Origin of the sequence: Pedobacter chinensis, assembly GCF_003339865.1 — a bacterium.
Classification (GTDB): Bacteria; Bacteroidota; Bacteroidia; order Sphingobacteriales; family Sphingobacteriaceae; genus Pedobacter; species Pedobacter chinensis.
The window spans coordinates 634,270-659,656 of sequence record NZ_QPKV01000004.1; the positions used below are offsets into that span (position 1 = coordinate 634,270).

At 40.5% G+C, this 25,387-nt stretch carries 20 protein-coding genes; 12 read left to right on the top strand and 8 right to left on the bottom strand.

All coding sequences use genetic code 11. The features are described 5' to 3' along the window. The first annotated feature begins 684 nt into the window (after positions 1 to 684). The 5 genes from DU508_RS13195 (at position 685) to DU508_RS13215 (ending at position 10,024) form a co-directional block, all read left to right on the top strand. Positions 685 to 3,756, top strand: coding sequence for a SusC/RagA family TonB-linked outer membrane protein (locus tag DU508_RS13195; RefSeq protein ID WP_115403253.1), 3,072 nt, complete (start codon positions 685 to 687; stop codon positions 3,754 to 3,756). Between the two features lie 14 nt (positions 3,757 to 3,770). Continuing rightward, positions 3,771 to 5,108 (top strand): RagB/SusD family nutrient uptake outer membrane protein, encoded by a 1,338-nt coding sequence (locus tag DU508_RS13200; RefSeq protein WP_115403358.1) that lies wholly within the window; start codon positions 3,771 to 3,773, stop codon positions 5,106 to 5,108. A 20-nt stretch (positions 5,109 to 5,128) separates the two neighbouring features. Further along, positions 5,129 to 7,804 carry a M14 family zinc carboxypeptidase gene (locus DU508_RS13205; protein WP_115403254.1) on the top strand — a complete coding sequence of 892 codons (2,676 nt, stop codon included), beginning with the start codon at positions 5,129 to 5,131 and terminating at the stop codon, positions 7,802 to 7,804. Between the two features lie 202 nt (positions 7,805 to 8,006). After that, positions 8,007 to 8,990: an ATP-grasp domain-containing protein gene (locus DU508_RS13210; RefSeq protein ID WP_115403255.1), complete on the top strand. Its 984-nt coding sequence runs from the start codon at positions 8,007 to 8,009 to the stop codon at positions 8,988 to 8,990. Further along, positions 8,987 to 10,024, top strand: a complete 1,038-nt coding sequence (locus DU508_RS13215; RefSeq protein ID WP_115403256.1) for an LLM class flavin-dependent oxidoreductase — start codon at positions 8,987 to 8,989, stop codon at positions 10,022 to 10,024. The genes DU508_RS13210 and DU508_RS13215 overlap by 4 nt, the downstream gene beginning before the upstream one ends. Before the next feature lie 276 nt (positions 10,025 to 10,300). Here DU508_RS13215 and DU508_RS23835 read toward each other — a convergent pair whose 3' ends face one another. Next, positions 10,301 to 10,471 carry a hypothetical protein gene (locus tag DU508_RS23835; RefSeq protein WP_158542171.1) on the bottom strand — a complete coding sequence of 57 codons (171 nt, stop codon included), beginning with the start codon at positions 10,469 to 10,471 and terminating at the stop codon, positions 10,301 to 10,303. Between the two features lie 336 nt (positions 10,472 to 10,807). Here DU508_RS23835 and DU508_RS13225 point away from each other — a divergent pair, with 336 nt between their 5' ends. The 6 genes from DU508_RS13225 (at position 10,808) to DU508_RS13250 (ending at position 17,600) form a co-directional block, all read left to right on the top strand. Beyond that, positions 10,808 to 11,644, top strand: coding sequence for a metallophosphoesterase family protein (locus tag DU508_RS13225; protein ID WP_115403359.1), 837 nt, complete (start codon positions 10,808 to 10,810; stop codon positions 11,642 to 11,644). A gap of 94 nt (positions 11,645 to 11,738) precedes the next feature. Then, complete coding sequence (locus DU508_RS13230; protein ID WP_115403258.1) at positions 11,739 to 12,329, top strand: RNA polymerase sigma factor; 591 nt, start codon at positions 11,739 to 11,741, stop codon at positions 12,327 to 12,329. Between the two features lie 93 nt (positions 12,330 to 12,422). Further along, on the top strand, positions 12,423 to 13,445 hold the full coding sequence (locus tag DU508_RS13235) for a FecR family protein (protein ID WP_115403259.1): 1,023 nt from the start codon (positions 12,423 to 12,425) through the stop codon (positions 13,443 to 13,445). 83 nt (positions 13,446 to 13,528) lie between these two features. After that, the gene (locus DU508_RS13240) at positions 13,529 to 14,674 is read left to right on the top strand and encodes a TonB-dependent receptor (protein ID WP_115403260.1); all 1,146 of its coding nucleotides are present in this window, start codon (positions 13,529 to 13,531) and stop codon (positions 14,672 to 14,674) included. Continuing rightward, positions 14,671 to 16,752, top strand: coding sequence for a TonB-dependent receptor domain-containing protein (locus DU508_RS13245; RefSeq protein ID WP_449415922.1), 2,082 nt, complete (start codon positions 14,671 to 14,673; stop codon positions 16,750 to 16,752). The genes DU508_RS13240 and DU508_RS13245 overlap by 4 nt, the downstream gene beginning before the upstream one ends. Positions 16,753 to 17,186: 434 nt before the next feature. Beyond that, entirely contained in the window at positions 17,187 to 17,600 is a 414-nt protein-coding gene (locus DU508_RS13250) for an EVE domain-containing protein (protein ID WP_115403262.1), read from the top strand. Between the two features lie 92 nt (positions 17,601 to 17,692). On the opposite strand, the gene DU508_RS13255 is transcribed toward DU508_RS13250, so the two are convergent. Both DU508_RS13255 and DU508_RS13260 read right to left on the bottom strand, forming a co-directional pair. Then, positions 17,693 to 18,880, bottom strand: a complete 1,188-nt coding sequence (locus DU508_RS13255) for a cation:proton antiporter (protein WP_115403263.1) — start codon at positions 18,878 to 18,880, stop codon at positions 17,693 to 17,695. 67 nt (positions 18,881 to 18,947) lie between these two features. Then, the gene (locus tag DU508_RS13260; protein ID WP_115403264.1) at positions 18,948 to 19,469 is read right to left on the bottom strand and encodes an acyl-CoA thioesterase; all 522 of its coding nucleotides are present in this window, start codon (positions 19,467 to 19,469) and stop codon (positions 18,948 to 18,950) included. Positions 19,470 to 19,658: 189 nt separating this feature from the next. Between DU508_RS13260 and DU508_RS13265 the strand changes: the two genes are divergently transcribed. Continuing rightward, complete coding sequence (locus DU508_RS13265) at positions 19,659 to 21,149, top strand: alpha-amylase (protein ID WP_115403265.1); 1,491 nt, start codon at positions 19,659 to 19,661, stop codon at positions 21,147 to 21,149. Positions 21,150 to 21,328: 179 nt separating this feature from the next. On the opposite strand, the gene DU508_RS13270 is transcribed toward DU508_RS13265, so the two are convergent. The 5 genes from DU508_RS13270 to DU508_RS13290 form a co-directional block, all read right to left on the bottom strand. Beyond that, the gene (locus tag DU508_RS13270) at positions 21,329 to 21,496 is read right to left on the bottom strand and encodes a hypothetical protein (RefSeq protein ID WP_233509519.1); all 168 of its coding nucleotides are present in this window, start codon (positions 21,494 to 21,496) and stop codon (positions 21,329 to 21,331) included. A 224-nt stretch (positions 21,497 to 21,720) separates the two neighbouring features. Next, positions 21,721 to 21,888, bottom strand: coding sequence for a hypothetical protein (locus DU508_RS13275; RefSeq protein ID WP_233509519.1), 168 nt, complete (start codon positions 21,886 to 21,888; stop codon positions 21,721 to 21,723). A gap of 222 nt (positions 21,889 to 22,110) precedes the next feature. Next, positions 22,111 to 23,037, bottom strand: coding sequence for a hydroxypyruvate isomerase family protein (locus DU508_RS13280; RefSeq protein ID WP_115403266.1), 927 nt, complete (start codon positions 23,035 to 23,037; stop codon positions 22,111 to 22,113). Between the two features lie 29 nt (positions 23,038 to 23,066). Further along, entirely contained in the window at positions 23,067 to 24,062 is a 996-nt protein-coding gene (locus DU508_RS13285; protein WP_115403267.1) for an FAD:protein FMN transferase, read from the bottom strand. 5 nt (positions 24,063 to 24,067) lie between these two features. Further along, complete coding sequence (locus DU508_RS13290) at positions 24,068 to 25,387, bottom strand: Gfo/Idh/MocA family oxidoreductase (protein WP_115403268.1); 1,320 nt, start codon at positions 25,385 to 25,387, stop codon at positions 24,068 to 24,070.

Genomic DNA, 25,387 nt, shown 5'->3' on the forward strand with positions numbered 1-25,387 from the left:
AATAAGATGATCTGGTCACTTATCCTCATGGAAATATATTACCGGTTACATTGGAGAAATTTGGGATATTCTCAAAATTTGATGCCCATTCATGTTCCACACCCATTCAAATGATTTCTATTTTCCTCCGTTCCAATTATCTTGCCAAAGATTTGAAAGACTGGCAAGGCACAAGCCGTAGCTAGCTTTCAATGGAATTGTAATGGTAGAAGTCATATCGGATATGAACATTATCAATTCCGGAAACCCTCAATTAAATGAATTTTTTTTGACCTTGTTTTGGAATGATTAGATGGTTGAGTAGGTCTGAATATTTAAATTTTCTGGTATTTATAAAATAAACAGAATATTATTCTGAAAGAGTAATGATGTTGCAGGGGGCGTTCGGAATAAAAATTGGATAAATGATTTTAATTGTTTTAATTTGTCCTACTAAATCTATAGATTTAATATACAATTAATCATGAAACAATTTTTACATCCCAATCAGCCTAAGTTTCTTAGGAAAAGTGACAGTTCTTTAACGACCCTGAAATCTTGCGCCACCTGCATGTGTGATAGCAACGGCAAATAGATCCTAGACAGACAACCTGGTCTGTCAATTCCCAAATCGACTTTATCTTTTTCATAAACCCATTTTTTGGGTAAGGAAAGGATTATATCCAAACATTTTAATCAAAACACATGAAAAATCTTTACAGAAAAGGGTTTTACCTACTTCTATGCGTTTTCTGGGCAGTATTGAGTTATGCACAGGTAACGCCAACAATCCAATCCCGCCTGAATGGTACGGTATTGGATGCAGCAACAGGCCAACCACTGCCAGGGGCAGTGGTTAAGATTAAGGGAACAACCCATACGGTCTCTACAGGTCCTGACGGAAGGTTTACTTTCGTAACCGGTCAAAAATTTCCCTACACACTTATCGTCAGTTATATCGGATATGATCAGAAAGAACAGGTTGTGGATGGAACGCCTGTAACCATCCGTTTACAGGAAGTTCAAAGCCAGCTTACTGATGTTGTGGTTACAGGTTATAGCACTCAGGAACGTAAATACATAGCCGGTTCCATTAGTAGTGTCAGCGGTTCTGTGGTTCAAAACCAGCCATCAGGTGGATTCAATCAGCTATTGCAGGGAAAAACCACAGGTGTTCAGGTTACCTCTAATTCTGGTGTTCCGGGTGGAGGGATTACCTTCCGGGTAAGGGGAAACAATTCCATCAATGCATCAGTTGATCCGCTCTACATTATTGATGGGGTTTTTGTAAGCAATGCAGACCCCATTTCCGCAGGCCTTGGCAACCAGCAGGCTTCCAACCCGATTGCAGACCTTAATCCTTCGGATATTGAGGATATTCAAATATTGAAAGATGCGAATGCGACCGCAATTTATGGTTCACTAGGTGCCAATGGTGTCATCATAGTGACCACCAAAAGAGGAAAGCGCAACACAAAAGCCAATATAAATCTGAACACCTTTCAGGGTTGGTCTACAGCGGTAAAAAAGTTCGAAGTTGCGTCTGGTCCTGAAGTGGCTTTACTTACCAACGAATCACGAATCAATACTGCCATTGATAATGGACAGGATCCTTCAACAGTTGTACTTCCTTTTCCAAACCCGCAAAGCCTACCCACCTATGACCGTATAAGCGGGCTTTTCCGAACAGCAAAAAGCTCAAACTACGAGGTTTCCACACAGGGTGGTACCGATAAGAGTACATATTACGTTAGTCTGGGTTATTTGGGACAGGAATCTATTGTTAAACCATCTGATTATAAACGCTACTCAGCGAGGCTGAATTATGACAATTATTTGTCTGATAAATTGAAGGTTGGAACGAGCATTAATTTTACACGTTCGGAAAGAAACTTGAGTGGAAGTGATAACAACCCTACGGGCGTAATCAATTCAGCCCTTTTTCCCAGATCACATCTGCCGATATATAATACAGATGGAACATACGCCCGTTATGGAAGTTTCGACAATCATATCGCATTGATTGAAAATCTGGACAGCAAAGCCGTAGGCTGGCGAACCATCGGAAATATTTTCGGTGAATATACATTCCTGCCTGGCCTTAAGATTCGCAGCAGCTGGAGCATTGACAACACTAGCGAGTATGACAACAGTTATTCAAGTACACTCATCAGTGCCGGTATTGCAGTCAACGGATCAGCATCATCAATAGAAAACAAGAATCTGGTACTTACCAATGAGCAGGTTTTAAGTTTTGTTAAATCTTTTGGGGAGGGGAAAAAACACAATATCAATGCCCTTGTCGGAAATACATTGAATACTGTTTTAAATGAAAGCACAAGTGCAAGCGGAACTGGCTTTGCAGCCAATAGTCTTCGGTCGGTTTCTGTTGCAGCAACCCGGTCAGGTTCAGCATCACGTTCTGAATCCAAACTGGTATCATTTTTCAGTAAGGCAAGCTATACCTATAATGGTAAGTATACCATCGATGGAAGTATTCGTGCCGATGCCTCTTCAAAATTTGGAACGAACAACCGCTGGGGTTACTTTCCATCCGGTGGAGTTGCATGGCGGCTGAGCCAGGAAGAATTCATCAAAAACCTGAACTTTTTTGATGAACTGAAGGTAAGGGCGAGTTTGGGCCTTTCTGGTAATCAAAACGGAATTGGTGCATATGCAGCCCAGGGTCTTTGGTCATCAGGTGCCAATTACCTGGAGCAACCGGGTATAGCACCAACGCAACTTGCCAATCCTGATCTTACCTGGGAAACAACACGCCAGTTCAATGTAGGTGCCGAGTTGGGAATTTTTAAGAACAGGCTGAGCATTGTTGCAGATTACTACAATAAATACACTTATGATTTGCTATTGAACGTTCCGGTACCATACCGTTCCGGCTTTGCATCTTATCTGCAGAATTACGGTGCTGTAAGAAACAAAGGAGTTGAACTGGGCATCAATTCTACCAATATAGAAACCGATGCTTTCCAATGGACAACCAATTTCAACATCTCCTTTAACAACAATAAAATTGAAAAACTTGCCTCGGATATCAGTCTTGGTGCTTCAGGAAGAAATATTTCAATTTTAAGACAAGGCTATTCCAGCAATTCCTTTCAACTTTATAAGCAGCTTTATGTAGATCCACAGACTGGTAACGCGGTATATGAGGATGTGAACGGGGATGGACTGATTACCTCTGCTGATCGTCAGATTGTAGGCAATGCACTTCCAAAATACACCGGAGGACTGACCAACAACTTTAACTTCAAAGGATTTGACCTGAGTTTCTTTTTCTATTTCCAGCAGGGCAATAAGATCATGAACATGAACGATTTCTTTATGGTTCATGGCGGTACCCAGGCAAACATTGGTTTCCTTCCCCGCCAGTTGGAAAGATGGCAGAAACCAGGAGATATAACAGACATACCAAGATTAACTACCTATAGTGCCAATCCCACTCAAAATGGTGGGGCTGCCAATAACTATGGTGGAAATGTGGCAAGTCTATCTTCAAGATACCTTGAAGACGGATCTTTCATCAGGCTGAAAACCTTGACTTTTGGTTATACACTGCCAAAGGATGTTTTGAGTAGAATCGGTATAAGTAAATTCAGAATTTATGCCCAGGGAACCAATCTGCTCACCTTTACCAATTACGGTGGGCTTGATCCTGAGGTAAGCTCACAGTCCAATAACCAGAACACCGTTGGTTATGATTGGGCAACAGTTCCTCAGCCAAGAACTTTTCAAATTGGTGCAAGTGTAACGTTTTAATGATAATTAAGAATATGAAAACATCATATAGTATTAAAGCAATTTTGTTAGCAATAGTTTTGCTTTCTTCATCCTGCAAAAAATATTTGGAAGAAGCGCCAAACAATGCGCTTCCTACAGAGACCTCCATCACAGATGCCAGCACGGCAAGAGCTGCTATCATTGGCACTTATGACCGCCTGCAGGGCTATTATGCATCCAGCTATCCGACGCTTGGAACCATAACCACTGATAATGTTATCTTCAATGGTACTTTGAGCGAATACCTTCAGCTCGATCAGAACGCTATTCCTACGGATAATGTAATTACAGTTTCCGCCTACCAGGGTATTTACCGTACAATCAATTCCGCTAATAGCGTAATTACTTATGTTCCTTTAGTGAACGATCCACTTTTAACAGTGGCAGAGAAAAACAAAATTTTAGGCGAGGCGTACTTCATCCGTGCATTGTCTTATTTTGATCTTGCAAGAGGATGGGGTGGTGTTCAGCTACAACTAAAGCCAACAACTGACCTCAGCGTACTTAAAGGTATTAAGCGTAGTACTCTTGAGCAAACCTACGATCAGGTATTGGCCGATTTAATTCAGGCTGAACAACTCCTGCCTGAAGATGCCACAACCAGAAACCGGGCCCAGAAGAGTACTGCAAGGGCGCTTCGGGCAAGGCTTCACCTGTACAGAAAACAATGGGCAGATGCAGAGAGCTATGCGAGTCAAGTCATCAATAATACTAAATATTCACTGGTAAAGCCTTATAAATCTTTTTTTACAGCACCATTTCAGACTGCAGAATCCGTTTTGGAACTCGCTTACTCAGTAAACGACCGGAACAGCTACTGGAACCTTTGGTACCCAAGTTCTTCAGGTGGTCAGTTTACATTGAAACCTTCGGATGGATTGGTGGCCAAACTTAACAATCCGGCTGTTGGCGGAACCAGAAATACTTTGATAGCTGGCAGCGGAACCACAGTATATGGTGTGCTGTATAATACAACTTCTACCAGTACTGATCCTTCTTATCTTATCCGCATTGCTGAACTTTATCTGATCAGGGCAGAAGCGAGGGCGCAGCAGAACAAACTCACAGAGGCAGCCGCTGATCTTAATGCGATAAGAGCCAGAGCAGATGTGCCGGCAACCACCGCAACCACTCAAAGCGCATTAATACAGGCCATTGAAGATGAAAATGCAATTGAATTTGCCTTTGAAGCGCATCGCTGGTTTGATTTGGTAAGAACCGAAAGGGCAGGAGCGGTGCTGGGGATTACCAACAAAAATTTCTGGCTTTTCCCGATCCCTTATTCAGATGTGCAATCCGATCCTGACGTAACCCAAAATCCAGGCTATTAAACTAAAAGCTAAAAGAAAAAATGAAAACATTCCTGAATACTACAAAACTATTACTGGCCCTTAGCCTTATCTGGATCGGGCAGGCAACCGCCCAAAACGGTTATTTCTTTCCAACTGCAACACAACTTGATGCAAAGATTCCAACTCCCGAGTCATTCCTTGGTTATCCGATAGGAAGCTACCTGACCAGGCATGATCAGGTTGTGGCCTATTTTCGTCAACTCGAAAAAGTATCTGATCGCGTACATGTAGAAAGCCTTGGTAAAACCTATGAGCAGCGTGAGCAGATTATTGTTACCATCACGGCACCGTCAAACTACCAAAAACTCGAGCAAATCAGACAAGAACATCTCGCTCAGGTTGATCCTTCAAAACCTGCACTTGGAGCAAATGCCCCAATTATCATTAACCTTGGCTATGGTGTTCATGGAAACGAAACCTCAAGCACTGAAACCAGTCTCCTTACCGGCTATTATCTGGCTGCAAGTAATGATGCTGAAACCCAGAAATGGCTTGCAGAGTCTGTGATATTTATTGATCCCTCTTTAAATCCTGATGGGAGAGACCGGGCTGCAAACTGGTTAAATGCTTATCATTCTTTTCCCCCGGTTGGCGACCCTGCTGATAAAGAGCATCAGGAAGGTTGGCCTGGTGGCAGAACCAATCATTATTTTACCGATTTGAACCGTGACTGGCTTAACCTGGTTCAGGTAGAAAGCCGCAACCGCCTAACTTTTTTCCATAAATGGTACCCAAATGTGCAAATAGATTTTCATGAGCAGGGAACAAATGCCACATACTATTTTGAGCCAACTCCAAAAAGCCATGAAAGTCCGATTATTCCGCAATTCCTTTACGATTATCAGGTTATCCTGGCAAAATACCATGCAAAAGCGCTGGATGACATCGGCTCTTTTTACTTCACTAAAGAGAACTATGATAATTTGTCTCCAATATATGGTTCAACTTATCCCAAATTTTTTGGCTCAGTTGCCGCAACTTTTGAGCAGGCAAGGTCTCTTGGTATTGTTCAGGAATCTACCAATGGTCCCTTAACTTTTGCTTTTACCATTCGTAATCACCTGGCAACAAGTTTTTCGACGATAAAAGGTGCTATAGCTGAAAAAGCTGGTCTCTTTAAAGTTCAAAAAGATTTCTTTAAGTATGCACTTGAACAGGGACAGAAAAACCCGGCCAAGGGATTTGTTTTTGGAGATAAAAATGATGTTAATTTAACACAGAAATTTTTGGGTTTGCTGCTGCAGCATCATGTAGAAGTTTACGAAGTAGCCGATAACCTTAACCAGGATGGTAAAACTTTTGAAAAAGGCAAATCTTACATTGTGCCATCAGCGCAACCAAACTTCTTAATTGTACATTCTATTTTCGAAGAAAATTCACTAAAGGATAGTATTTTTTATGACAATACCGGCTGGAGTATTATTCATGCCTACGGCTTGAAATATGCAAAGCTTAATGGTGCTTTTGCTAAGGGCGCCATTGTTAAAAATCTTCCAGTAGAAAATGGAAGATTAGGTGTTGAACGTGCAGCTTATGCTTACCTGATTAATTCAAGTGATTATGCTTTTACCAAAGCACTTTATCAGCTACAGCTTAAAAATGTACTGGTAAAAACGGCATTTAAATCATTTGTAGCTAATACTTCAACCGGAAAAAAATCTTATTTACCAGGTACACTCGTTATTCCTGTAGTTGGTCAGCGTATTTCGGCCGATTCACTTTTAGCTTCACTAAATAGTGTAGCCAGATCTGCAAATCTGGAAATCACGCCGGTTTCGAGTGGTTTCAGCGCAGAAGGCATAGATTTAGGAAGCAGTAACATTAAAGCGGTTCGGAAACCGGAAGTGGCATTAGCATTCGGTCAGGGTGTGACTTCTTCAGAAGCAGGTCAGGTGTGGTTTCTCCTGAACCAGCAATTGGATCTTCCTGTAACTAAACTGGATTTACAGAGCTTCGCAAGGGTTTCTTTAAATAGGTATAATGTGCTCGTTCTTCCTGGCGGAAATTATAGTGCATGGGACAAGGCAACGGTTGACAAGATAAAAAGCTGGGTAAATGATGGCGGCACGCTGATTACTTTCCAAACGGCGACTGCCTGGGCCGTGCAGCAGGAGATAGTTAGAGAAAAACTTTCTCAAACCGATCTCTTTGCAAGGAGGGGTGAAGTTCCACCTGTATCAGCTCCTGTAGAAAAACCTACAGAGGAAACCACGAAGGCGCAGCCGAAAACAGCAGGCGGCGGAAGCCCGGTAGCAGCAGTTAAGCCAGCAGTGGAAAGGCTTGATTATTCAAGGCAGGAAGATGTGGAAGGTTCAAAAAGGATTAATGGTGCCATATTCGTGTCCGATCTGGATATCTCTCATCCGGTTGCTTTTGGAGTAACCTCGCGAAAGTTGTACATCAATAAAAATGGTCCGACTTTGTTGCTGCCAAGCGCAAATAAATATGCAACAGTAGCGCAGTATACAGCAAAGCCCCTGGTTAATGGTTACTCTTCAAAAGCCAATACGGCAAAAGTGGCAAATTCGGCTGCAATAATTGCCACAGGGAGTGGTAGCGGAGAAATAATCCTGTTTGCCGATGACCCTACTTATCGGGGCTATTGGCTTGGTACCTCCAGATTATTTTTAAATTCAATCTTCTTCGGAAATCTTATTGGCGGAGGAAGCCGGTAATATTTAAGGGTGGCAACACATGCCACCCTTAAATAAGGAAAGTATGTCCGAAAAAACAGAAGGAGCTGTAAAATTCCATGCCCTTTTGGTAGAGTGTAAAATACTTAATACAAATTACCTGTGTGAGCTTTTCTGCAGATTGAATGATACCTTTGTTATAAAATCTACTAATCCTATATAAATTATAGTTAATTAAATTGAAATGAGTTCTATATCCGTATCATACGAACAACCCGATTGGTTCAAGCCATTGTTTGCTGAACTGGAGAAACGTGGTATTCCTTTTGAAACTACCAATCCCACTAAAAACTATTTTGCCATTGATGGGGGCAAGCCCGACTTCGACCTGTTTTTTAACCGTATGAGTCCATCAGCTTATTTGAGAGATGGTGTTCAGGGAACTTTTTACACCTTGAACTATCTCCGGTTTTTAGAAGATCATGGGGTAAGGGTAATCAATGGATATAAAGCTTTTACATATGAAACCTCTAAAGCACTTCAGCTATTGCTTTTGGAAAAACTTGGTATCAGCTATCCTAAATCAAGGGTTGTTAACCACACCTCTCAAATAGAAAAGGCAGCTGAAGGCCTTCGTTTTCCAATTGTTATTAAAGCCAATATTGGTGGGAGCGGTGCTGGAATAGAAAAATTTGATTCCATAGAAGAAGTTAGGTTAGCAATAGCTAAGAACCGCATCGACTTCGGGATTGACCATACCGCTTTGGTACAGGAGTTTATTCCGGCCAGAGGTGGCTATATTACCCGTGTAGAGACGCTTGGCGGAAAATATCTCTATGGAATCAGGGTATATACCAGTGGGGAAAGTTTCAATCTCTGCCCGGCCGATATCTGTCAAACCACAACAGGGCAAGACCTGGTACGTAACGCCTGCGCCCTCGATGCGCCTAAGAACGGACTCAAAGTTGAGGCTTTTACTCCTTCAAAAGAGATTATTGACAATATCGAAAAGATTGTTCAGGAGAGTGGGGTAGATGTTGGCGGTATCGAATATATTATCGATGACCGGGATGGTAGGGTGCTTTATTACGATGTGAACGCACTTTCAAACTTTGTGGCCGATGCGATAAACGTTATCGGTTTCAATCCACATGAAAGGCTGGTCGATTTCCTTGAAGAACAGCTGGAAAAAGTTAACGGAACACAAACAACTTATTCAAAGGTATGAGATACGGATACTGGTTACCTGTTTTCGGGGGATGGCTCCGAAACGTGGAAGATGAAAACATGCAGCCTACATGGGATTATGTAAAACAGCTTGCCATTCGAAGTGAAGAAATTGGTTTTGATCTGGCGTTGATAGCTGAATTGAACCTGAACGATATTAAGGGAGAAGGTGCTCCTTCGCTCGATGCCTGGTCAACTGCAGCTGCCCTTGCTGCGGTAACAAGTAAACAGGAGTTAATGGTTGCCGTTCGGCCGACCTTTCACAATCCGGCTCTTTTGGCCAAACAGGCTGCAAATATTGACCACATCAGCGGTGGCAGGCTATCGCTTAACCTGGTTTCTTCATGGTGGAAGGATGAGGCGGAAAAATATGGTGTACACTTTGAGCAGCACGATGATCGTTATGCGAGGTCAGCTGAATGGTTAGAGGTACTCGACAATGTTTGGAAAAAGGACAACTTCAGTTTTGATGGTAAATTTTATAAGGTAAAGGATAATATCCTTCAGCCAAAACCCATATCCTCGCCACGCCCGCCAATCTACGCAGGAGGGGAATCTGAAGCAGCAAAGGATCTGATCTCCTCAACCTGCGATGGTTACGTGATGCATGGCGATTCACCGGAACTGATCGCCAGACGTATTGCTGATCTTTCTGAACGCAGGGATAAGAAAGGCCTTGCCCCAATGCAATTTGGTGTTGCGGCTTACAGTATCATCAGGAACAGCGAACAAGAGGTAAAAAAGGAACTTGATAGAATTACCAATGTGCGGGAGGGAAGTTCCGGGTATAAAAATTACCAGCAATGGATCTCAGGCACACAGCTCGAGCAACAGGTCTCTCTATCCGATTATTCTGTTTCAAACCGTGGCTTAAGAACAGGACTTACTGGCACTCCGGCACAGGTTCAGGACCGGATTGGAGAATTCGAGAAGATTGGTGTGAACTTTTTCTTGCTTCAGTGCAGTCCTCAACTCGAGGAGATGGAGCGTTTTGCCGATACCATCATTCAAAATGAACGCGTCTTGTCAAGTTAGCTAGAACCATTGCGATTATCACGGGCAATGATATTTTTCAAAACATACGAGCAGGAAAACACATTCCTGCTTTTTATGTCCTTTTAATTGGTTTCAATGGAATTTTCTCGAACGGACGGTTTTTTATTCTGGCGCATAACCGGCCCAAACCCCATGTGATGTTGGATTTTTGACCAATCCATTTCATCTAAACATGATCAATGCGCATAAAGGTTGTTACATGATAAATTTTAAAAACTCCCGATATTGAATAATCCTGTGATGAGTTGATAACAGCTATTTTATATCATTGTCAGAGGATAAAAACTTTTCCGTTCGTTTTTTCAATTTTTCAAATGCCTCCTGGGTTTTTTTATGTTTTTCCCTGAGCTCCTGAGATTTTTTAATCAAGTCATCAGTGTCTTTGCCAGTGGTTGACTCCTTTTCATGTCTGTTAGAATTTGCCATAACATATTGATTTAGGATACAGACTAAAATTAACCAATTTGTGTGAATCCTGCTGTTATATATTCTAATCGTTACATGATAATCATATTCTAAAGCTGCTAACATTAAGCGTGACTATTGTGAAACAGAAAATTTTAAGCCCCGGCCTTGGGAAAACTACATTCCGTACAATCAAAAAAATTAGCCATCAACATGAAGTTAAAAGTTTCTATATTATCTTTTTGTTAAGTTTGAGTTCGGCGTCGTATATGAAGGATTTGCAGAGTAGCTTTGCGTTTTTATCAGATGGTCAGTTTGTTTTCAAATGAAATATTGGCCTGCTATTCATATTTAATCATGGCATCATCAAGACGGACTTTTATAAAAGGAACAATCTCCAGTTTATTGCTGGCTGGAATAACATCAACAGCAGAAACACTTATTGCAGATGAGCTGGGTACTACTACTCCAACAAAGCTACGGTTTGCAATTGCATCAGATGGACATTATGGACAACCTGGCACTGAATATAAAAAAGATCACGAAAATATGGTTGGCTGGCTTAATCAGGCACATCAAAAAACACCTTTTGATTTTGTCATTATCAATGGTGACCTTGTGCACGACAGGCCCGATCTTCTAAAAGAAGTAAAAACAAATTACTATGATAAGCTCAAGGTGCCATTCTACGCCATTCCAGGAAATCATGACCATGCTGATACTGCCCATTGGATGTCTGTTTTTGGATATGAGGACAACTATTCTTTTGAGAAAAATGGCGTAGGTTTTGTTTTGGCGAACACCTCTAATACTAAAGGCACTTACCTGAGCCCGAACAATGAATTTCTCAAAACAGAACTCGAAAAGTTCAGGGATTTGAAGACCGTATTTGTTGTGCTTCATATCCCACCACATGTCTGGGTACCACAAAATCCTTTCGTTGATGCACCAGACACAGTTGCGCTATTGCATAGCTATAATAATGTTAAGGCGGTATTCCACGGTCATGATCATAGTCTGGATGCCGTTTTTTATACCGATAAGCTGCCACACTTTTTTGATTCACACATTGGTGGGAACTGGGGAACAGCATACAAGGGGTTTCGGATCGTGGAAGTTGGACAGGACGATAAAATTTCCACCAGGCAGATCAACGCCAGCGGTATCCCAACATTAAATGAGACTACCCTATAATTTTAATGTATGTTGTAATATTTAACTATTTGATAACGTAAGGTAAATATATAAGCAAGGTTGTCTGTCTAGTTTTGGACAGGAAAAACGACCTATGCAGTTGTACAAAGATGATACTCAGGCAGCCACCGCACTCCACGCAGGAGAAATGCGTGCTCTGGAATATTTCTACAACAGCTATAAGCCTCTACTCTTTGGCTTTCTTTTGCCCTATTGTAAGGAATGTGCACTTGCCGACGAACTTATTCAGGATACCTTTTTGAGGTTCTGGGATTCAAGAAAAAAGATAGATCCTGATAGAAATGTTAAAAACCTTTTGTTTACCATTGCCAAAAACCTGGCACTCGATCAGCTCAAGCGCATCAGACTCGAGCAGCACCATGCCGAAGAGGCCGGACTTGAGATACTCAGGGACAATAGTACCATGGAAGGAGTGATTTACTCGGATTATCAGAGGTGCCTTGTCGAAGTAATAAATAAAATGCCTGAACGCCACCGTCAGGTATTCTCTCTTTCCAGAAATCACCACCTGAGCAATGCCGAAATCTCAACAGAACTGAGTATCTCGGTAAAGACGGTGGAGAAACACATGACCGGAACCTTAAAGGCCATCCGGTCTTTCTTAAAGCAACATGACATCCTGATTTTTTTGATGGCTTTATTGGGTATTACCCTTCAGTTTTAGGACGTCATTCTACTAGCAAATTATTCTTTTTTGCATTTTTTTATTTTTTAGGGTAGGGTTCAGGTAGGTTTCATTCGTATAATCTGTATCAATATGGAAAAATATCCGTTCGGAGAGGAAACCATCTCCCGTTTTTTTGAAGGAACCCTAAGTGAAGCACAGCATCAGCAGGTGCTGGATTGGCTCTCTGTGCAGAATAGTGATGTATTGGAGGCATTTATGGATAGACAGCTGGAGATGCTGGAGATGGATCAATTTAAAACGGATCAGTCTGCGGTGGATTTTTCCTTTATCGAGTGGCGTATAATGAAGCGAAGAAATAAGGTAAACAAGTTAAGGACCTGGAGTATTGGCATAGCAGCTACAATGTTGCCCTTGGCATTTTTGTTTCTTTTCCTGGGAAAGGAGAGATCCAATAAGAACGTGGCAGATGTGGTCAGCACACAAAAGCAGCCTGATGGAAAATTTGAGCGAAGAAACAGTTCGCCGTCCATTCAGGATTTTTACCTGCCCGATTCAAGTGCTATCAGGCTTTATCCCGGCGCAACACTATCCTATACCTCTGCAAGTTTAAATGCCGAGCGTAAAGTTTATCTTTCTGGAAAGGCCTTTTTTGATGTGCGTCATATGGAAAAAAGACCTTTCACTGTTCATACCGGAACCCTGCGGACAGTGGTTTTGGGAACTTCCTTTTGGGTAGATGCCAGCAATGGTTATAAACGGATACTCGTTAACGTGAAATCTGGTAAAGTAGGCGTAATCGAACAGGGAAAGCCTGCAATTTTCCTCTCGCCGAAGGAGAGCGCACTTTTTCAGTCAACGGGTGGATTGGTTAAACTGACACCGCCTGTTAAGGTAGGTACAAAGGTACCTGGGAAGATAGCACAATCCTCACTTGCCTTCAACCAGACGCCACTTAACACAGTAATCTCTGAACTGAGCGGGGCTTTTGGACGTGAAATTATTTATCAGCAGGGCGATAATGCTGAGGATGCCATGCCAGTGAGTTTAAATACAAAAGGAAAATCATTAAACGAAATATTAAAGGAGATCAAAACGCAAATACCAATAGATTATGAGATAAAACAAGACCGGATCATCATTACCAGACAATAAAAAAAACCATGAGTGCTGAGAACACTCATGGAACTTTTACCAAACAGTTGCCTGTATGGCATAAATACTAAAAGAATAAAAATATGAAAAAAAAATCTACATCGATAAAACAGATGTATCAATTTATGGCTGGTTGCATGCTTTTTTGTGCGTTGTTCATGAATTTTAGCAGTGCCTTGGCCCAGGGCAGTACCTCTTCAGGTATCAAGGGCTATGTTTTCGACAATTCAAATAATCCGATGGAAGGTGCAACCGTCGTTGCTATTCATCTGCCTACAAATGCAAAATTTCAGACCCGTGTATCCGATAAAGGGAGCTTTAACCTTCAGAACCTTCCGGTTGGCGGGCCCTATACTATCGAGATCAGTCACGTCGGGGTGCAGAAATATACAGAGGACAGGGTAACGCTCCCCTTAGGACAGGTATATTCGATGAAGGTTTTCCTGAATGGAGAGAACCAGCAGCTTAATACCGTTGAGGTAAAGACCTCAAAGAACGCGGGCAGAAACCTTACCAAAACTGGAGCTTCGAAGAACATCAGCAGGAATGACATTGATAATTATCCTTCCCTCAACCGCTCCCTCTCTGATTATACCCGTTTCACGCCACAGTCCTCGGGTCTTTCATTCGGTGGACGCAACAACCGTTACAACAATATTCAGATAGATGGTTCACAGAATAATGATATTATGGGTTATGGAGTAGGTGGAGGGACGACTACGGGTGCGCCAGGTGGTCAGGCAGGTACCCAGCCCATCAGCCTGGATGCAATTGATGAGATTCAGGTTGTGCTCGCCCCATTCGATGTAAAGCAGGGCAGTTTTACCGGAGCAGGAATCAATGCAGTAACACGTAGGGGAAACAATGCCACTACCGGATCGGTTTATACCTATGGCAAAAACCAGTCTCTGGTTGGCAAGAGTCCTGATGCGAACCGTAACAAATACAACAATTTCAGCGATTACCAATATGGTTTTCGTTTGGGAGGTCCGATTGTAAAAAATAAACTTTTTTACTTTGTTAATGCAGAGATCAGCAGAAGAAATGAGCCATTGCTTTATATGGCCAACAGGGGAACAGGTTCCTCTTCGGAATCATTGATCTCTGCTGATATTGCGAACCAGGTGGCAAATGTGCTGCGTAACACCTATAATTATGAACCTGGAATTTTGAAGGCATCACTAAGAATACCAATAGTGAAAAATTCTTTGCCAGGCTCGATTATCTGATCGATTCAAAGAACAGGCTTACCCTTCGGCACAATTATGTAGGTGCAAGACGAGATGATATCAGCAATGGTATCAATGCACTACGATTTGAGAACAACAAATACATTCAGACCAGTAAGACCAATATTACCGTAGCCGAGCTCAATAGTTATATCTCGCCCAACCTGGTAAATAACCTGATTGTTGGTTACTCCAATGTGAGAGACAACAGGGAAATCCCCGGGGCCCCCTTTCCTCAGGTGCTTATTCAGCTTGGTGCTTCTGGAAGTATTACCGCAGGAACTGAAGGATATTCGCCATCTGCCAGGCAAACCCAAAACCTTTTTCAGTTGACTGACAACCTGGATTGGATCAAGGATAACCACCACTTTACCTTTGGTACCCAGAATGAGTTTTTCAGGTTCAACAATTTATTTATCCAAAACATTTGGGGAAACTATACCTATAGCAGTCTCGCATCCTTCCTGAACAACCAGGCACCTTCTGTTTATCAATTAACATATTCAAAGATTCCTGGCGAACAGATTCCAACCTCGATCTTCAGGGCCATGCAACTGGGTTTTTATGCGCAGGATGAATATACAGTTACCGAGGGGTTAAAGTTAACCGGCGGTTTAAGGATAGATATTCCGGTGTTCTTGGACAAGCCCCTGGCCAATGCGCAGTTTGCCAATTCATTTGCCACCCAGGGGCTGGTAACCGATATGAAACCAAAATCACAGCTTTTGTTCTCGCCAAGACTAGGCTTCAACTGGGATGTGCTTAAAGATGGTTCAACAATCCTTCGTGGTGGAACTGGAATATTTACCGGAAGACTTCCTTACGTTTGGTTGGGAAATGCTTATAACAACTCAGGGGTAGATCTTGGCCGCATCAATGCCACGGGAACAGCAACGGAGCCGATCCGTTTTTCAGGAGATGTAAACAATCAGCCCCGTACTTCAACAGTTGCCACTTCAGAGATTGACCTGACCGATAAGAACTTTAAGATGCCACAGGTTTGGAGATCAAACCTGGCCCTTGATCAGAAACTTGGACTTGGTTTCGTGGCGACCTTAGAGGGGATTTACGGCAAGGAGCTTAATGCACCGATCATTCAGGATTTAAACCTGGTGGAGCCTACCTCGAAGCTTGACGGCGATGGTAGGGATTTGTATCCATCCGGCAATGCAAGATTGCGTTATCCGGAATATACAAACGTATTTTTGCTGACCAATACCAATAAAGGATATCAATATAGCTTAACAGCACAGGTTTCCCGGAATGTTGCTAAAGGGGTTTCGGGATCCATTGCCTATACCTATGCCCAGTCTAAAGATTTATCGAGCATGAACTCGACTATTGCCTCCACCAACTTCAGGAATAATACCATTGCAAATAATCCAAATACGCCCGCACTGACTTATTCTGACTGGAACCTTGACCACAGGATTATCGGAACCGTCTCTTACCGCATTGAATATTTAAAGCATATGGCCACAACCATAGGTATAGTTTATAACGGACAGTCTGGTTTACCATATACTTATAGGTTAAATTCAGATATTAACAATGATGGGCAAACCCAGAATGATGCCATGTATATCCCAAAATCAGCGGCGGATATTGTTCTTTTGCCTACCAATGCACAGGATACCAGAACACCTGCCCAGATCTACGAGCAGTTGAATGCTTTTATTGAACAAGATCCTTATTTGAGTAAGCATAGAGGGGAATTTGCTGAGCGTAACGCTGCCAGAACTCCCTGGTCACATATCTTTGATCTGCATCTTGCTCAGGATTTTCACATCAGCTCGGGAACCCGTAAACATACGCTCCAGATTACCTTCGATGTGTTCAATGTCGGAAATCTGATCAATAAGGATTGGGGACTGATAAAACTTCCTTCAATTACCACCGCTCAGTTACCTGCAACCTTGAGTGGCTCGATCTTAACCTTTAGGGGATTTGAGAACCCCGCAACTGCCGGGGGCAGAGCCAGAGCAACATACAGCTATAGCCCGGTAAACACTTCGTTTGTCAATGCTCCGTTTGACTCCCGATGGAGAGGACAACTTGGCGCAAGATATAGTTTTTAAATCTGTTAAAGGCTGGTCAATCATTGATCAGCCTTTAAATTTCTCTATTGTAGAGATTCGGCATATAGCTAAAATTCTTTGACCCCAATTTATAATAATTGGAAATTATCTGAAATGTGACTACTTATTTTCATGGAAAGTAATTCTCCCACTTTTGATGGTAAATTATTTACTCATTCGATCGCTGCGTGATTGCGAGTTGACCAATAAAAATATATGAAAGGTTTGCCGGAATGTGTTATTTTTGCGGGGATCGATAGATAGAACCCCATCCTGTTCCATTCTTTGAAGTGGTTTTTGGGTTGTGATCTGGCTTGCTTTTCATACTTTCTAACTTTCCAAAGTTTAACCGTATGTTTCTGTAACCTTGCCAACGGGATAGTCAGTGTTTTTGTCAACGATCACCCAAAATATTTTTTAAACCATTTTAAAGCATGAAAAAAACACAATACTGGCTGGTCAAGTCAGAACCTTTTAAATATAGCTGGGAAAAATTTAACCAGGACGGGCGTACCTTTTGGGATGGCGTTCGTAATTATCAGGCCCGTAACAACCTGAGAGAAATGAAGGAAGGTGATTTGGTTCTTTTTTATCACAGTAATGAAGGTAAAAATGTAGTCGGCATTGCAAAGGTGGTAAGAGAATTCTATCAAGATCCAACAACTGATGATACCAATTGGGTAGTGGTAGATTTATCACCGGTTGAAGCTTTAAAAAATCCGGTTTCTCTTGAACAAATTAAGGCCGAACCCAGTTTAGCAGATATTTCTCTGGTTCGTCAGGGCCGTTTATCGGTTATGCCTTTAAAAGCCGAAGAGTTTGATAAAATTTTGGAAATGGGAAGTTAACAGTTAGCAGTTTTCAGTTAGCAGTTTTCAATTAGAGGTTCAGTTTTAATCAATTTTCTTTACAAGGAGATTTCATTTGGTTTAAACAATGTTTAAACAATCACTTCTTCAGTCTTTCTCTTACTTAGCGCTATTCCTAAAGTCATTACTAAACTAGAACCTAATACCACTAAGAATAAAAATGAAGTACCCACTTCGGGTATTTTCAGTGATTCGGGTAAATTGAAATAAAGCAATATACTGATCAGGCCACGCGGTGCGATATAAAGAATTGGGGCAATTTTCTCCTTCTTAAACACTTTCAGGAAAATTATTCTGACCACATAGATTGAAATTAAAATAAATAGTCCGTTAGCCAATATTGGAATGTTGTTGAGTTCATTTACATTCATGGTAAAGCCGAAAATCACAAAGAAAAAGGTGCGTAAAATAAATGCACTTTCTGCAGATAGTTGATAAAGTTGCGATAAATCTGCAGATAGATTTTTGTACAAAAATATACCTCTGAACCAAACATTCTGAATCGTATCGGCATTGTTTAAAAATAAACCTGTGCTTAAAATGAGCACCAATGATGATAAGTGATAAGATTGACCAATCGCATATACTAAAATGAGTATTGAGATAATGAGAAAGAATTTAATGTGATGTACCAGTCTGCCCATGATATATAAAAGCACAATACAGGCAATTGCTGATAGTAGAATGATTAAAAAAGTGCTTAAGCCTAACCCAATAACTGCAGATAGGTTTATGGAATGATTGGTAATGGCAAAATTGAAAATAATAATGCCCAGAATATCAGAGAATGAAGATTCGTAAATAACAAATTCTTTATCTTTTTTGGTTAACGCTGCGGCCGATGGAATGGCAATCGCCGAGCTAATGACACTAAAAGGTATGGCATTGGTAATGCAGGTATACAAATTATGATGTGAAATCTGATAAATAATGATTGTGATGAGCGTAATTGTTCCAAGCAAAATGGTTAATGCTGAAAGAAATGCACTCTTAATAATTTTATTTTTGTTCTGATCATATTTTAGTTCCAGTGAACCTTCAAATACAATCAAAATTAACCCAACGGTGCCCAAAGCTGGTAATATTGATAAGAAATTAAAGGTTTGAATGTTTAAATAACTGACTAGAAATTTTAGTCCGATTCCTAGCAGGAGCAACAGCAAAACCGATGGGATTTTGGTTTTACTCGCCACCAGGTCAAACAGATAAGAAAAAATTACTAATCCACTTAAAATAATAAGAATGGTATAAGTCGTCATATTTCAGTGCTGGTAAGCTACTAAAATAAAACAATCAATTTAAGCATGAAGGTAATTATTGTAAAAATTATGCTTTAAAAAACAAGGCTTTGAGTTCACTGGCATCATCCGGACTCATTTTGCCACCCAAAACCAAACGCAATTGTCTGCGTCTTAATGCACCATTATAAAGATCAAATTCTTCAGGCGTTTCTGGTATTAGCTCAGGTACAGGAATCGTTCTTGCACTTTGATCAACCGCAACGAAAGTATAATAAGCCTCATTGCTTTTTTGACGGGCGCCGCTTGGAATATTTTCAGCCCAAACATCTAAACGAACTTCTACTGATGTGTTAAATGCTCTTGTGACTTTTGCTTCAATAGTAATTACATCGCCCAGTTTAATCGGGTGTTTAAAAGAAACATTATCAACCGATGCGGTCACTACAATGCGGTTGCAGTGCTTTTGAGCCGAAATTGCCGCTGCAATATCCATCCAGTGCAGCAAACGGCCACCCATTAAATTATTAAGCGTATTGGTATCATTCGGTAATACCAACTCATTCATTATGGTAAAACTCTCTCTGGCAAATTTCTTTTTCAAGCTCATATTCAAGCGCAAAAGTAAGTAAAATTGTATTAAAATAGCTTTTGGTTATAATTGGGATAACAATTATTCCAATTCGGATTTGCTAAGATTTCAAAATCAGGCAAAACCCATATTTCTCATTTATGGGTAACTTAGTTTTCTAAAAACAATTAAGATAATAGCATGTTATCTTAGCTTAAAATCAAGTTAATGCAAAATCAAACTATTATCCAGTATTTCCATTGGTATTATAATGAAGAACAGAATTTATGGACAAAAGTAACTGAAGAGGCTGCTCATCTTAAAGAAATTGGTGTAACCAGTGTTTGGCTGCCACCTGCTTATAAGGGGAGTACTGGCGGTTATTCAGTTGGCTATGATGTTTATGATCTTTTTGATTTGGGAGAATTTGATCAGAAGGAAAGTGTAAATACACGTTATGGTTCAAAAGAAGAATATTTGAATGCCATTAAAGCACTTCAGGATCAAGGTATTTCAGTATTAGCTGATGTTGTTTTTAATCATAAGGCGGGTGGTGATGAGTTGGAAAAGATTCCGGTGCGTACAGTAAATCCCGATAATAGAACCGAATTTACGAGTGATGTTTTTGAGATAGAAGCCTGGACAAGATTTACATTTCCAGGCAGGGCAGGAAAATATTCGGCATTTATTTGGGATCATCAGTGTTTTAGCGGAGTAGATTGGGCGGAAGACTTAAAGGAAACTGCAATTTATTCTATCCAGAATTATGTAGGAGAGGGTTTTGAAAAAGTACCTTCAACTGAACTTGGAAATTATGATTATTTAATGTTCGATGATATTGATTACCGCAACAGGGCTGTGGTTGAGGAACTGAAATATTGGGGCGAATGGTTTGTCGAAACAACCCATGTTGATGGATTTAGGTTGGATGCGGTAAAACATATCAATCCTGATTTTATTAAAGAATGGATTGACCATTTAACACAAAAATTTGATCGACAGTTTTTCATCGTTGCCGAAGACTGGAATGTCGAAAATACTGAATCGCAGGAAGAATATTTACGTTTAATGGATGGTAAAACGCAAATTTTTGATTCGTTACTGCACCATAATTTTTTCCTGGCCAGTAAGGACGGAAATGGATTTGACATGAGAACCATATTCGATAATACCTTAATTTCCATCTCCCCTGAATTAACGGTTACTTTTGTTGATAATCATGATTCGCAACCTTTGCAGGCTTTGGAAAGCTATGTGGAGTTTTGGTTCAGGCCGATTGCTTATGCTATTATTTTATTAAGAGAGCAGGGAATTCCATGTTTATTTTTTCCGGACGTTTATGGGGGAATTTATGACGATCAAAATAATGAGGCAGAAGATGTACATGTTGAATTAGCCATTTTACCCGAAGTAGTAACCATGAGTAAAATCAGAAGTGATTTGTCTTATGGCGAGCAACGTGATTATTTTGATCATGAAAGTTGCGTCGGCTGGACAAGAGGTGGTGATGAGGAACATGAAAATAGCGGTATTGCTGTTATATTAAGCACTGGAGAAGAGGGCTATAAGCAAATGGAAATTGGGACAGATTTTGCAGGTAAAACTTTTATTGATGCTTTGCGGCGCAGAGAGCAAGAAATAGTAATTGATGAAAATGGTTGGGCAGAATTTCACTGTGATGCAGGTAATGTATCAGTCTGGATTTTGAAAACGGAATAGAATTTTGATTTGAAACAGAAAAGCAGATTATTTGACCATTAAGAAGTTAAGGCCCGGATTGTTCTTAACTTCTTAATGGTAACTTATTTGTAACTTGAATGGATGATCAGATGTCCCATCGCACTAATATCAATTATTGGTTTCAGGTCACCTAATTGGTTGCATTAACTAATCATTATTTATAAAAAGGTATCTTCCTGGCGGTAGGCTGCAATTACAGCCAACTCACCTTCTTTACCACCTTTGGCGTTTCCATGTTCCATGCCCATTATACCCTTATAGCCCTTTTGGTGGAGGTGTTTGAATAGATTTTTGTAATTGATGAAAATGGTTGGGCAGAATTTCACTGTGATGCAGGTAATGTATCAGTCTGGATTTTGAAAACGGAATAGAATTTTGATTTGAAACAGAAAAGCAGATTATTTGATTATTAAGAAGTTAAGGACTGGCTTGTTCTTAACTTCTTAATGGTAACTTATTTGTAACTTGAATGGATGATCAGATGTCCCATTGCATTAATATCAATTATTGGTTTCAGACCACCTAATTGGTTGCATTAACTAATCATTATTTATAAAAAGGTATCTTCCTGGCGGTAGGCTGCAATTACAGCCAACTCACCTTCTTTACCACCTTTAGCATTTCCATGTTCCATGCCCATTATACCCTTATAGCCCTTTTGATGGAGGTGTTTGAATAGATTTTTGTAATTGATGAAAATGGTTGGGCAGAATTTCACTGTGATGCAGGATGTATCAGTCTGGATTTTGAAAACGGAATAGAATTTTGATTTGAAACAGAAAAGTAGATTATTTGATCATTAAGAAGTTAAGGCCCGCCTTGTTCTTAACTTCTTAATGGTAAATTATTTGTAACTTGAATGGATGATCAGATGTCCCATTGCATTAATATCAATTATTGGTTTCAGGCCACCTAATTGGTTGCATTAACTAATCATTATTTATAAAAAGGTATCTTCCTGGCGGTAGGCTGCAATTACAGCCAACTCACCTTCTTTACCACCTTTAGCATTTCCATGTTCCATGCCCATTATACCCTTATAGCCCTTTTGATGGAGGTGTTTGAATAGATTTTTGTAATTGATCTCGCCAGTGGTTGGTTCTTTTCTTCCAGGATTATCACCTATTTGGATATAAGCGATCTCATCCCAGCAACGATCGATGGTTTTTATTAAATCACCCTCCGTACGTTGCATGTGATAAATATCGTACAGAATTTTACATGATGGGCTTTTTACTGCTTTACAGACCGCATACGTTTCGTTGGTCTTTTGCAAAAATAAATCCGGAGTATCACTCAGGGTTTCTAAAACCATAATTAAACCATGCGGCTCAAATATTTCTGCCCCGGCACGCATGGCATCAATCACGTTGGCAAATTGATTTCCGTATGGTAAATTCCGTTCATAAAACCCTGGTACTACGGTAAGCCATTTAGCATTGCAACGTTTCGCTGCCTCTACCGATTTTTTACAGGTTTCTACAAATTTATCCTTGAATTCCTTTTTTCCGGTAGTTAGCGATGTTTTCCAATTGTCGCCACCATCAACTACGAAAACACCCATTCGCATCCCTAATTTAGCAAGCAGGTTTCCGATTTTTTCCTGTTCTTCAACTGGTCTGGCCAGATAGCCATTATCCTCAATGGAGCGAAACCCCTTGTCGTACATAAATTGTATCTGATCGAGAAAGCTTTTGCCTGCATGATTGGCGAACATTCCCTGATGTGGTGCATAATCCAGATTAAATGGCTTATCGCTTAAAGATGTTTCCTGTTTTTTGGTAGCAAAAGCATTTGTAAATCCTGTCCACGTAGTAATTGCTCCTGCAGTGAACAGGCTATTTCTTATAAATTCACTTCTTTTCATTCGTTTGTTTTTTGAATTTTAAAGCCAGTTTAATTCTTAATTAGTTTTTTGAATCCGCTTGATAAAGTATCTGCAACAGATCCATCTTTTTTATGATAAACAAAATAAGCCTCTAAGTCTTTCCGCTCTTCTACAAATTTTAGTGCTTCAGGCAAATGCATTCCCATTAGTGCATTGTCGTAACCATCGGCAGTAATGGCGTCTTTTGCATACACCGTTACGCTAATCATTTCATTTTCTAGTGGATAACCCGTTTTTGCATTAATCAGGTGCGAAATTTTTTTCTTCCCGCTTTGATGGAATTTTCTGTAATTACCAGAAGTAGTGATCGCCCCACTGTCAAGAGTGGCGATATGCCTGATCGTAGGTATTCCGGTTTTATCGGGTCCCTCAATGCCAATTTTCATTGATGATCCATCTGGTTTTGGCCCAGCAATTCTAATTTCTCCTCCTAATTCAGCAACGTAGCTTTTTATGCCTTTTTTCGATAAATATAATGCTATTAAATCTACACTATAACCTTGAGCAATGCCATTCAAATCAATTTGAATACAGGATTTTGTTTTGAACAATCTTCCGTTTTTAAGTTTCAGATTTTCCATCCCTACGCATTTTAATATCGATTTGATTTCCATGCTGCTTGGTTCATTGTTATTTTCTTTCGGACCAAAACCCCATGCTTGTACCAAAGGAGCAACCGTAATGTCAAAAATGCCTTTGGTATCGCGGTTGATTTCAAAGCTTCTTTTTAAAACATCAATTAAAAAAAGATCGACTTTCAGTTCTTTTTCAGCTGCATTAAATTGATTGATCAGGGAGCCTTTTTTGTACAGCGACATTGATAAATCAATTTCATCCAACAAACTATCAATGCCTTTTTTAGTGGCAATACTATCAGTTGCATAGTACATGATGGTATAATCTGTACCTTGTGCCAAGCCAGTGATTTTATATTGCTTCAATTCCTTTGCTGAAACGAAAGCATAGCATAATGAAAGGCAAAGGAACAGAATTCTGATTATCATATTTTTTACAAAACCTTCGTTTTACCTGGCATTGCTATAGGGTATAAACCATTTTCATCTGGCATTAATTTCGGATTTGCATCCCATGCGAAACGCTCTGGCATCAAGCTATTTTCAGCAGCCAGGGCATCTTCCCATTTAATGGTTTGGCCAGAATAAGTTGCATAACGTCCAATTATTCCCGTTAATGTGCTGGTTGCGCCATATTCTGCATTGTCAAATTTATATTCTCCTTTTGATATTGCCTCAAAAAGTTCATCGTGCTCTGTTTGGTAAGGGTTTGCATTTCCTTTGGTGTTGTGATTGTAAATGACATTGCCTTTCCAGTCCCATAGCTTGGCCTGGTTGCCCGCAGATAAGAAAATTTTACCTTTTGTGCCCTGGAAAGTTTCATCAACACGGTTGGGTACACCCTCAAAATGCTTGCATTGACTGTAAATTACCGATCCATCAGCATAAGTCAGTTCTACTGCGTGGTTATCATAAATCTCTCCATAATCTTTTCCGGTTCGCCATGCTCTGCTGCCCGTACCTTGAACTGAAATTGGATGGGTTCCTTTGATCCAGTTTGCAATATCAATATTATGAACGTGTTGTTCTACAATGTGATCGCCACATAACCAGTTAAAATAGTACCAGTTTCGCATTTGGTATTCCATTTCAGTTTGATTTGCCTGACGTGGACGAACCCACACACCGCCGCTATTCCAATAAACCTGACCAGAAACAATATCTCCGATAGCACCATCCTTTACTAGTTTCATTGCCTCACGATAATTACTTTGATAACGTCTTTGCAAGCCCACTACAACATTAAGTTTTTTCTTTTTTGCGATTTCTGCTGCCGCTAAAACCTTTCTGATTCCAGGTGAATCAACCGCAACAGGTTTTTCCATGAAAACATGCTTGCCTTGTTTTATGGCTTCTTCAAAATGGATTGGTCTAAAGCCCGGAGGGGTAACCAATAATACCACATCTGCTAATGGAATAGCTTTTAAATAGGCATCGAAACCTACAAACTGGCGTTCTTTAGGAACATCCATTTTTGCAGCAAATTTAGTGTTAAGTGATTGGTAACTGCTATCCAGACGATCCTGAAAAGCATCGGCCATGGCTACTAACTTTATATTGAATTTTGTGCTAAGTGCCTGAAAAGCGGCTCCGGTTCCTCTATCTCCGCAACCAATTAATGCAATTTTAATGGTGTCGCTTCCGGAAGCATAAGCACCGGCAAGTGGAAAGCTACTGAGCATTGCACCACCAGCCAGTAGGGCAGAGGCCTTTAAAAAATCTCGTCTTTCTTTTGTGTTTGGTTCTTTTTTCAT